We start from the raw sequence: 10,011 nt of genomic DNA, 5'->3' as shown, positions 1-10,011 counted from the left end.
TGGGTGTTGCTGACCTCCGGCGAGCGCTTGAGGGTGCAGTTGATCACCATGGCCCGCAGGTCGTCGTAGCGGGCCGGCGGTGTGTCGGCGGCGGGCGGCGATGCGGTCATGCGATCCTCCGGGAACCCTGGCGTCACGGTGCGCGACGGCGCGTACACATCCGGCTCCAGGTTGCGGGACGGCCCTGGCGGCCGCCACCCCAGTGCCTCCGGATGCCCCGGGTGTACCGCGCGGCTACTGTCGAGAAGCCCCCTCCCTCGTCCCCGTTCTCCAGTAGGCGCCTCCGGAAGGAGTGTGGTCGGCGTGGCCCGGAACCGCCGTCTGATCCTGAGCTCGCCGTCCGAGGTCTGGAGCCTGCTCGCCGACGGCCATCGCTACGGGGAGTGGGTGACCGGCACCCAGCAGGTGCTCGCCGCGGACCCGCACTGGCCCGCCGTGGGGGCCCGCCTGCAAGTCCGGGTAGGCGCCGGCCCGTTGACCCTCGACGACACCTGTGTCGTCCGTATCTGCGAGCCGCGGCACCGCCTGGAGCTGGAGGCGAAGGCGGATCCCTTCGGCGCGGCCCGTATCGCCATGAACCTGATCCCCTGGGGCGAGCACACGCTCTTCGTCCTCGACTGGCACCCGCTGCGCGGCCCCGGCACCCGGATGCACGGACTCCCCGTGGACTACATCGTCAGGATCCGCAACGGCATGATGCTGACGAAGCTGGCCCGGATCGCGCTGGCCGAACACGGCGAACGCGCCGACGGGGACCTGCTGCACACGGGCGGCGGATGACGCCGCCCCGGCATGGGTGACACCCCGCGCGTCCGCTGCGCTGTACGGGATGGCTCCTCCATGGGGCCCGCGGTACCTCTTCCGCTCTGACCTCCCGGCGGGGTATCGCGCGCCGGGGCGGGCAGGCGCACTCCCCCGACGCCTGCCCGCCCCGCGCACCCGTCCCGCGTCGGGCGAAGCGGCGAGGGCCGCGCGGCGACGGCGTTCCCTCAGCCGAGTTCCCGGGCGAACACCTCGTACGCCCGCTCGTCGAAGAGGACGAACCGCACCTCTTCCACGGCTGTCCGGGCGGCCCGCACCGTGTCGAGCGCGATCCGTGCCGCGTCGTCCATCGGCCATCGGTACACGCCGGTGGAGATCGCCGGGAACGCGACCGTACGGGCTCCCAGCTCGTCCGCCACGCGGAGGGACTCCCGGTAGCAGGAGGCGAGCAGGCCGGAGCGGTCCTCGGAGGCGGACCAGACGGGGCCCACCGTGTGGATCACCCAGCGGGCGTCCAGGTCGCCCGCCGTGGTGGCGACCGCCTGGCCCGTGGGCAGGCCCTTGCCGTAGTGGGAGGCCCGGAGCCCCCGGCACTCCTCCAGGATCGCGGGGCCGCCGCGGCGGTGGATCGCGCCGTCCACCCCGCCGCCGCCGAGCAGGGAGGAGTTGGCCGCGTTCACGATCGCGTCGGCGCTCTGCCGGGTGATGTCGCCCTGGGCCAGGGTGATGGTGGTCATGCCTGCCTCAGCCTTCTCCACACGGCCTTCGCCGCGTTGTGCCCCGACATGCCGTGCACACCGGGTCCCGGCGGGGTGGCCGAGGAGCAGATGAAGACGGCCGGATGGGGGGTGTGGTACGGGAACGGGGACAGTCTGGGGCGCAGCAGGAGCTGGAGTCCGGAGGCCGCGCCGCAGGCGATGTCGCCGCCGACGTAGTTGGCGTTGCGCGCGGCCATCTCGGCCGGGCCCGCGGTGGCGCGGGCGAGGATCCGGTCGCGGAAGCCGGGGGCGAACCGCTCCAGCTGGCGTTCTATGGCGTCCGTGAGATCGCCGGTCCAGCCGTTGGGGACGTGGCCGTACGCCCAGAAGACGTGTTTGCCCTCGGGGGCGCGGGTGGGGTCGGCCACGCTGGGCTGCACGGTGATCATGAACGGCTTGTCGGGGGCGCGGCCCTCGCGGGACGCGGCTCGCAGGGCGGTGCCGATCTCGGCCTTGCTCGCACCGATCTGCACGGTGCCGGCGACCCGGGCCTCGGGGGCGGTCCACGGGACCGGGCCGTCCAGCGCATAGTCGATCTTGAAGACGCTGGGGCCGTAGCGGTAGTGGTCGTAGTAACCGCCGAAGCCGGCGATGCGGGCGAGCGCGGTGGGCGAGGTGTCGAAGACGTACGCGCGGGCGGGCGGCAGGTCGTCCAGACGCTTGACCTCGTAGTCGGTGTGCACGGCGCCGCCGAGGTCCTGGAGGTAGGCGGCGAGGGCGTCGGAGATCGCCTGGGAGCCGCCGCGGGCCACGGGCCAGCCGCGGGCGTGCGCGGCCAGCGCGAAGACCAGGCCGATGGCGCTGGTGGCGAGGCCGTTCAGTGGGGCCATGACATGGGCGACGAGGCCGGAGAAGAGGGCCTTGAACCGCTCGTCGTGGAAGCGGCGCATCAGCACGGTGGAGGGCGGCAGCCCGGCCAGGCCGAACCGGGCGAGGGTGACCGGGTCGCGCGGCAGCGCGGTCAGCGGCAGGGACATGAAGTCCCTGACGAGCGTGTCCCACCCGGGCAGGAACGGCCTGACCAGTCTGCGGTACGCGCCCGCGTCGCGCGGGCCGAAGGAGGCGGCCGTCTCGGCGACGGAACGGGCCAGCACGGCCGCGGTACCGTCCGGGAACGGGTGCGCCATCGGCAGCTCCGCGTGCAGCCACTGCAGGCCGTAGCGCTCCAGGGGCAGGGCGCGGAACGCGGGCGAGTTGATGCCGAGGGGGTGGGCGGCCGAGCACGGGTCGTGCCGGAAGCCGGGCAGGGTCAGCTCCTCGGTGCGGGCGCCGCCGCCGACGGTGGACCGTGCCTCGAACAGGCCGACGGAGAAGCCCCGGCGGGCCAGCTCCACAGCAGCGGTCAGTCCGTTCGGTCCCGCACCCACCACGACCGCATCGAGCATCGACGGCACCTTCGGACCCCTTCGTCAGCCGATGGCCACTCAGGTTCAGGATATGCCGCGGGACTGACACACCCCGGGGCCGGGTGGCTCAGGCGCCGGTGCGCAGCAGGTCCACGATCCGGCCGGCGGTACCGGCGTCCCGGGCCGCTGTGAACGGCAGCGCGTTGGCACCGGTCACACGGAACGGCTCGCCGGTGCGGGTGATGTGGACACCGCCCGCCTCCTCGACCAGGAGCAGGCCCGCCGCGTGGTCCCAGGCGGCCTCCCAGGAGAACGCCACCGCGTCCAACTCTCCCCGGGCCACGGCGAGATACTCCAGGCCCGCCGAGCCGCAGGGGCGCGGGGCGAGGCCGTCGGTCCACAGGGCGCGCAGCGCGCGCTTCTGGTCTTCGGTGGTGAAGTCGGGGTGGGAGGTGGCCACGGTGAGGCGGCGGCCGGGTGCGGGCGGGCCCGCGAACAGCCGCTCGCCGTCGAGGAAGGCGCCCCGGCCGCGGACGGCCGTGGCGAGCTGGTCGCGCGCGGCGGCGTAGGTCCAGGAGGCCAGGACGGTGCCCCGGTGGGCCAGTGCGACCAGGGTGCAGAAGCCGTCGTCGCCGTGCACGAACTGCCGGGTGCCGTCGACCGGATCGATGATCCAGACGGGCGCGTCGCCCTGGATCGCGTCGTACGTCGCCGGGTCGGCGTGCACCGCCTCCTCGCCGACCACCACCGAGCCGGGCAGCAGTGCCCCGAGGGCTTCGGTGAGCTGCTGCTCGGCGAGCCGGTCGGCGTCGGTCACCAGGTCGTGCGGTCCGCTCTTCTGGTCCACCTCGTGCGCGGCGAGGCGGCGGAAGCGGGGCAGGATCTCGGTGGCCGCGGCCTTGCGGACCGCTTCCTCGACGTCTGCCGAGCAGCGGGTGAGAAACTCGTCGATGGTTTCCGTGTCTTGGATCATGCCCCCCATGAGAACACGCGCCACTGACAATCCCCGCCCGTCCGGTGGACGCCAGGTGGAATCGGGATGAAGAGCGGGTGCCGCCCCCGCCGTCACCGGCCGACCGCGTATCCCTGCATCCCGCGCGGGTTCGCCGCGGCCGAGAGCACGCCGGTCTCCGGGTCCCGGGCCACCACGCACAGGCGGCCCTCCGACCAGCCGGGGCCGACGGTGACGTCGTGGCCGCGCCGCCGCAGCTCCTCGATCACGTCGGGGTCCATGCGCGACTCCACCGTCACGCTGCCGGGGCGGCGGCCGCGCGGGTGGAAGGAGCTGGGGAAGCTGTCGTTGTGCCAGTTCGGGGCGTCGACGGCGCCCTGCAGGTCGAGGCCGCCGCGGACCGGGGCGCGCAGGACCGCGGCCAGGAGGAAGTGCAGCTGCCACTGGTCCTGCTGGTCGCCGCCGGGCGTGCCGAACGCCAGCACCGGGACGCCGTCGCGCAGGGCCAGGGACGGGGTGAGAGTGGTGCGGGGGCGGCGGCCGGGGGTGAGGGAGTTCGGCAGGCCCTCCTCCAGCCAGGCCATCTGCAGCCGGGTGCCGAGCGGGAAGCCCAGTTCGGGCACGACCGGGTTGGACTGCAGCCAGCCACCGCTGGGCGTGGCCGCGATCATGTTGCCCCAGCGGTCGACGACGTCCAGGTGGCAGGTGTCGCCCCGGGTACTGCCGTCGGCGGCGACCCGGGGCTCGGCGACGGTCGGCTCACCCGGGCCCATCGGGTCGAAGCCGCTGTCCCGGCCGGCCTCCACGCGCGCGTGTGCCTGGGCGGGAAGGCGCGGGGCGCGTCCGCCGGGGCTGCCGGGGCGCAGCTCGTACGACGCCTTGGCACCGACCAGGGCCCGCCGCCCGGCGTTGTAGCCGTCCGAGAGCAGCTCGGCGAGCGGCACCTCGGCCGCGTCCCCGTACCAGGCCTCGCGGTCGGCCATGACGAGCTTGCAGCCTTCGACCAGCAGGTGGACGTAGTCGGCCGAGCCGTAGGAGGGCAGCTCGGGCGGGAGCAGCGCGAGCTGCTGGAGGAGGGCGGGGCCCTGGCTCCAGGGGCCGGCCTTGCACACGGTCCAGCCGTTCCAGTCGTACGTCACCGGCGACTCGTAGCTCGCCGACCAGCCGGCGAGGTCGGCCGCGGTCAGGGTGCCGGTGTGCCGTTCGCCGCTGGTGTCCAGGGTGGGCCGCCGGGACTGCCGTACCAGTGCCTCGGCGACGAAGCCGGAGCGCCACACCTCGCGCGCGGCGTCGATCCGCGCCTCCCGGTCGCCGGCCCCGGCGGTCTCGGCGAGCAGCCGCTTCCAGGTGGCGGCGAGCGCGGGATTGCGCAGCAGCTCCCCGGGCCGGGGCGCCCTGCCGCCCGGCAGGTAGACCTCGGCCGAGGAGGTCCACTCGGTCTCGAACAGCTCCCGGACGCTCTCCACGGTCGCGCCGACGTTCTCCACGGGCGCGTGCCCGTGCTCGGCGTACCCGACGGCGTACCTCAGGACGTCGTCGAGGGACTTGGTGCCGTGGTCGCGCAGGAGCAGCAGCCAGGCGTCGAAGGCGCCGGGCACGGCGGCCGCGAGCGGGCCGGTACCGGGTACGAGATCCAGGCCGAGCCCCCGGTAGTGCGCGACCGTCGCACCGGCCGGGGCCACACCCTGCCCGCACAGCACGCGCACCTCGCCGCCCGCCGGGGCGAGCAGGATCGGTACCTCGCCGGCGGGCCCGTTCAGGTGCGGCTCCACCACGTGCAGCACGAACGCGCCGGCCACGGCCGCGTCGAAGGCGTTGCCGCCGTCCTCCAGGACCGCCATCGCCGACTGGGAGGCCAGCCAGTGGGTGGAGGACACCATGCCGAAGGTGCCCTGGAGAGTGGGCCGGGTGGTGAACTGCACGGGTCACCTCGCGGTTTGAGCACGTCGGTCGGTCGGCAGGCTATCGAGCGGACCCGGTTCCGCTCCATGGCGGGATCTCTCCTCGGCCCGGATCCCGGGGGGCCGGAGGTTCGGGTGTGCCCGGTGCCGGACGGCCTGCCCACGGGGGCGGCGCGGGAAAACCCGCGACGGGCGGGTACGGGGTGGCGAAGGCGGGCGGCGGGCCGGGCGGAAGCGGCGCGGGGGCGGTGCGGACCTGGGGGCGGCGGCGCAGCAGCCACACCACCGACGCCGTGTACAGCGCGATGCCCGCGACGTCGAGCGCGACCAGCGGCCAGGTCGCGTCCGCCGCGGTCTCGTCGCTCCTGAGCCCGTCGACGGTGGCCGCCATTCCGGCGAAGGCGAAGAGGTTGTTGACCGTGTGCAGCACGACGGACGCCTCCAGCCCGCCCGTCCGCCAGGTCAGCCAGCCCGCCGCCGCCCCGAACACCACGAGGTCGGCGAACCCCCAGGGCGTGCCCCAGCCGTGGGCGGCGGCGAACAGGACTGCCTGGGGCAGGAGCGCGAACCAGGGCGAGCGCACCCAGCTGCCGACGGCCTGTGTCAGCCAGCCCCGGAAGACGTACTCCTCGGCGGCGGCCTGCAGGGGGACCAGGACGAACAGCATGGCCAGCGCGGGCCCGAAGACGGTCCATCCCGCCCAGCGGAACTCCTCGCCGTGGTCGCCGGGCAGCAGGATCATGCCGCCCGTCGCCAGCGCGAGGACCGGCACGGCCGTCAGCGCACACCGGGCCAGCCAGCGCCATCTGAGCCGGCCGGTCACGGAGGAGAGCGTGCCCGCGGGGCGTTGCCCGATCCAGCACACGGCCAGCAGCACGACGGGTATTCCCACGGCGAGGGCCAGCAGGTCCAGGGCGGTGCCCGGGACGGGGCCGAACTCCACGAATCCGTCGCGGTCCTCGGGATATCCCTGCCGGGAGCCCCACTCGTCGGCGACTCCGTAGAGGACGGCCACGACGATCATGTAGACCACGGCCACGACCAGGGTCCCCACCAGCGGACGCCACCAGCGGTGGTGCACCGAGAGCCGGGCGAGCCGGTGGTAGGGCAGGGGTTCGGGCGGCGGTGGCGTCGTCATGGCCCCCACTCTCTCCGGCGGCGCCCGGCCCGGTCATCGCCCCGCGGCACGAACGGTGCCTCTATCGCTGGGTGGGGACCGGTCTCGATCTCAGGGCCGGTGCCCGCCGTCCGGGCCGCGTTCTACGCTCGTCGGCGAGATGGAGACGATACGCAACTGGCTTCTGCCCCTGGTGCTGGCCGCCGTACAAGGTGCCCTGATGTGGACCGCGTCGGGCCCGGAGGAGACGCCCGGGGCGCTGGGCCTGACCGCCGCCGGCTGCGCCCTGCTCGTGGAGACGGCCGCGCTGGGCCGGCGTCGGCAGGCACCCGTGCGGGCCCTGGCGGGGGTGGTGGGCGGCTACGTCCTGGGCATGGTCGCCTGGCCGGACGGCTACGTCGGCCTCGGCACACCGGTCGCCCTGTACTCCGTCGCCGTCCGCTGTCCCATGCCGGTGACGGTCCGGGCCGTCGCCGGGCTCGTGGGCGTCGAGTGGGTGATGTCCGTCGTACAGGACGGTTTCCGCGTCTCGCTCCTGACGCTGGCGATCACCCTGTCCGCGTACGCCCTGTGCGCGGGACTCGGCGAAGCGCGGCGCCAGTGGCTCGGCGGACGGCTCACCGCGGCCCACCGGCTGGCCGGGGCGGAGCACGCCCGTCGGACGGCGGGCGACCACGAGCGCCGGCGACTCGCGCGCGAACTGCACGACGTGAGTGCCCATCACCTCACCTCGGTCGTCGTCACCGTGGACGCCGCGCGCAGGCTCGAGGCCAGCAGGCCGGAACTGGCCCCCGAGGCACTGTCGTTCACGGAACGCACCGGCACCGAGACCATGGCCTCGCTGCAGCGGCTCGTCGGCCTGCTGCGCGACACCGACTGCCCGGGCCCGGGAGTCACGAGTTCCGAGATCGAGGAACTGGTCGCGGGATTCGGCCGTTTGGGCCGGCCCGTGGCCACCCGCATCCCCGACGACCTGACCGGTACCCCGGCCGAGGCGATCCACGGAATCGTCCGCGAGGCCCTCACCAACGCCGTGCGGCACGCCCCCGGCGCCGCCGCCCGGGTCCACGTCCGCCGGGCGGACGGCCTGCTGGTACTGACGGTGGAGAACGCGCCCCCGCGCACCCCGGCGCCGCACGACACCGGCGGCCTCGGCGCGGGACGGGGCCTGGCCGGCATGCGGGAGCGGGCCGCAGCGGCCGGCGGCGAGCTGACCGCCGGTCCCGGCCCCGACGGCGGATGGCTGGTCCGCGCGACCCTGCCGGACGCCGCCGGGCCACAGCAGCCCCCCGGGCCCGCCTGGCGGCGGCACGTCCTGCGGGAGCAGCGGCTCGCCGATCCCGCCCTCGCCCTCACCGCGATGATCCTGCCGGTCGTCATCGCCCTCGGGGCCACGGAGGACTGGCCGGAGCGGACCAGGCGCGCCGCGCTGCCGGAGCTGATCGTCGTGACGGTGCTGCTGGTCCTGCACGCGCTGCCGCTGTTGTGGCGCAGACGCGCCCCTGTGGCCTGCCTCGTCACCGTGCTGGCCACGGCCTGGCTGTGGCCCGTGGCCGTCGCGGTGGTGCCCCTGCCGTCACGGGTGTCGCAGTTCCTCGTCGGGGGCGCGCTCGTGGAGCTGCTCGCGGTGTACGCGCTCGCCGCCTACGGGCGGGGGCCCTCCACCGCCTGGCCGGCACTCATCGCCACCACCTGCGGCACGGCCTCGGTCGTCACGGTCACGGCCGCCGCCGACGGCTCGTTCGAGGGCGGCCCGGTCGACGGGTTCATCGGGGCCATGGTGATCGTCCTGTGCGTCCTGCTGGCTCCCCTCTTCGCCTGCGTGTGCGGTGCGGGTCTCGTGCTGCGGCGCCGGCGCCTGCGCGTCCTGGCGCACGACGACTTCGCGTTCGCCAGTTCCATGTGGCATGCGCAGCAGGCCGCCGAGGCCGAACGGCACCGGCTGGCGCTCACGTTGCGCGAGGCCGTACTGCACCACACGGCGTCGCTGGTCGCGCTGGCCCGGCAGGGACGGCTCGACGACGTGGCCACCACGGCCCGGGCCGCCCTGGCCGCCATGCGGGACATGCTGCACGGCCTCGGCGACGCCGCGGACCCCGCCGACCGCCTCGCTCCGTCCCCCACGGCCGCCGACCTCGACACACTGTGCCGCACCCTGCGCGCCACCGGCCGCGACGTGCGGCTGCGGGGCCTGCCCGAGGCCGGGCGGGACCTTCCGCCGTCCGTGCACGTGTCGATGTACCGGATCGTCGAGGCGGCGCTCGGCGCCGGCGACCGCGGGCCGGCCCGGGTGACCCTCAGGCGGCGGCGCGGCACCGTGTCCATCACGGTGACGGGCGCACCGCTCGCCGTCGCCGGTCCGGTGGCCGAACGCCTGCGGGTGCAGGCCGCCGCCGGCGAGGGCCGCATCGTGCTCGAACCGACCGGTACTGTACGGGTGTCGTTGCCGGCCGGACCCGCTCCGGTCCCCGTCCAGGAGGTGTCCCCGTCGCCGTACGCGTGATCGTCGTCGACGACCAGGCCGTGGTCAGGGCGGGTTTCGCCGCCATCGTGGACGCCGAACCGGACCTCACCGTCGTCGGTGAGGCGGGAGACGGGGCGGCCGCGGTGTCGCTGGCCGCCGCCGAGGCCCCCGACCTCGTCCTGATGGACATCCGGATGCCGGGCATGGACGGACTCACCGCGACCCGTCTGATCACCGCGCCGGAGAACGGGCCCCGGGTGCTGGTGCTCACCACCTTCGACCTGGACGAGTACGTGTACGAGGCCCTGCGGGCCGGAGCGTCCGGGTTCCTGCTGAAGGACGCCCGGCCCGAGGACCTGCTGACCGCGATCCGCGTCGTCGCCGCGGGCGACGGCATCCTGGCGCCCGCCGTGACCGGCCGTCTCATCCACACCTTCGCCCAGGGCGCCCCGCGGCTCCCCGCGACGGCCGGTTCCCTCGGCCAACTCACCCCGAGGGAACGGGAAGTGCTGCTGAAGATCGCCTCCGGCCTCACCAACGCCGAGATCGGCGCCGAACTCGGTGTGACCACCGGCACCGTGAAGACCCACGTGAACGGCCTGCTGTCCAAGCTGGGCCTGCGCGACCGGGTCCAGGCGACCATCCTCGCCTACGAGACCGGACTGATCCGTCCCCGCGCGAGCCGGGAGAGCTGACCCGGGATCCGCCGCG

8 protein-coding genes are annotated in these 10,011 nt (G+C 74.8%); 3 read left to right on the top strand and 5 right to left on the bottom strand.

Annotated features, from left to right (window positions below):
• Positions 1–303 precede the first annotated feature (303 nt).
• Complete coding sequence (locus tag FB157_RS17965) at positions 304–780, top strand: SRPBCC family protein (RefSeq protein WP_145880881.1); 477 nt, start codon at positions 304–306, stop codon at positions 778–780.
• A 209-nt stretch (positions 781–989) separates the two neighbouring features.
• Here FB157_RS17965 and FB157_RS17960 read toward each other — a convergent pair whose 3' ends face one another.
• The 5 genes from FB157_RS17960 to FB157_RS17940 form a co-directional block, all read right to left on the bottom strand.
• Positions 990–1,499, bottom strand: coding sequence for an O-acetyl-ADP-ribose deacetylase (locus tag FB157_RS17960; RefSeq protein ID WP_145880879.1), 510 nt, complete (start codon positions 1,497–1,499; stop codon positions 990–992).
• Positions 1,496–2,905, bottom strand: a complete 1,410-nt coding sequence (locus FB157_RS17955; RefSeq protein WP_145880877.1) for an NAD(P)/FAD-dependent oxidoreductase — start codon at positions 2,903–2,905, stop codon at positions 1,496–1,498. Before FB157_RS17955 ends, FB157_RS17960 begins: the two co-directional genes overlap by 4 nt.
• 88 nt (positions 2,906–2,993) lie before the next feature.
• Positions 2,994–3,839: an inositol monophosphatase family protein gene (locus FB157_RS17950; RefSeq protein WP_145880875.1), complete on the bottom strand. Its 846-nt coding sequence runs from the start codon at positions 3,837–3,839 to the stop codon at positions 2,994–2,996.
• A gap of 92 nt (positions 3,840–3,931) precedes the next feature.
• On the bottom strand, positions 3,932–5,698 hold the full coding sequence (locus FB157_RS17945) for a gamma-glutamyltransferase family protein (RefSeq protein ID WP_145880920.1): 1,767 nt from the start codon (positions 5,696–5,698) through the stop codon (positions 3,932–3,934).
• 82 nt (positions 5,699–5,780) lie between these two features.
• Positions 5,781–6,857 carry a CPBP family intramembrane glutamic endopeptidase gene (locus tag FB157_RS17940; RefSeq protein ID WP_145880873.1) on the bottom strand — a complete coding sequence of 359 codons (1,077 nt, stop codon included), beginning with the start codon at positions 6,855–6,857 and terminating at the stop codon, positions 5,781–5,783.
• Positions 6,858–6,996: 139 nt separating this feature from the next.
• Between FB157_RS17940 and FB157_RS17935 the strand changes: the two genes are divergently transcribed.
• Together FB157_RS17935 and FB157_RS17930 are read left to right on the top strand one after the other, a co-directional pair.
• Entirely contained in the window at positions 6,997–9,339 is a 2,343-nt protein-coding gene (locus FB157_RS17935; RefSeq protein ID WP_186581557.1) for a histidine kinase, read from the top strand.
• Positions 9,336–9,995: a response regulator transcription factor gene (locus FB157_RS17930; protein ID WP_145880869.1), complete on the top strand. Its 660-nt coding sequence runs from the start codon at positions 9,336–9,338 to the stop codon at positions 9,993–9,995. The genes FB157_RS17935 and FB157_RS17930 overlap by 4 nt, the downstream gene beginning before the upstream one ends.
• Positions 9,996–10,011 lie beyond the last annotated feature (16 nt).

Origin of the sequence: Streptomyces sp. BK340 (assembly GCF_007827595.1) — a bacterium.
GTDB lineage: Bacteria > Actinomycetota > Actinomycetes > Streptomycetales > Streptomycetaceae > Streptomyces.
The sequence above is the reverse complement of the archived record's forward strand: the minus strand, read 5'-3'. Positions and strand labels throughout refer to the sequence as shown.

Excerpts from the sequence above, each read along its gene's own strand:
- FB157_RS17960 (WP_145880879.1), bottom strand. The coding sequence starts at position 1,499 with ATGACCACCATCACCCTGGCCCAGGGCGACATCACCCGGCAGAGCGCC.
- FB157_RS17955 (WP_145880877.1), bottom strand. The coding sequence starts at position 2,905 with ATGCTCGATGCGGTCGTGGTGGGTGCGGGACCGAACGGACTGACCGCT.
- FB157_RS17950 (WP_145880875.1), bottom strand. The coding sequence starts at position 3,839 with ATGATCCAAGACACGGAAACCATCGACGAGTTTCTCACCCGCTGCTCG.
- FB157_RS17945 (WP_145880920.1), bottom strand. The coding sequence starts at position 5,698 with ATGGTGTCCTCCACCCACTGGCTGGCCTCCCAGTCGGCGATGGCGGTC.
- FB157_RS17940 (WP_145880873.1), bottom strand. The coding sequence starts at position 6,857 with ATGACGACGCCACCGCCGCCCGAACCCCTGCCCTACCACCGGCTCGCC.
- FB157_RS17935 (WP_186581557.1), top strand. The coding sequence starts at position 6,997 with ATGGAGACGATACGCAACTGGCTTCTGCCCCTGGTGCTGGCCGCCGTA.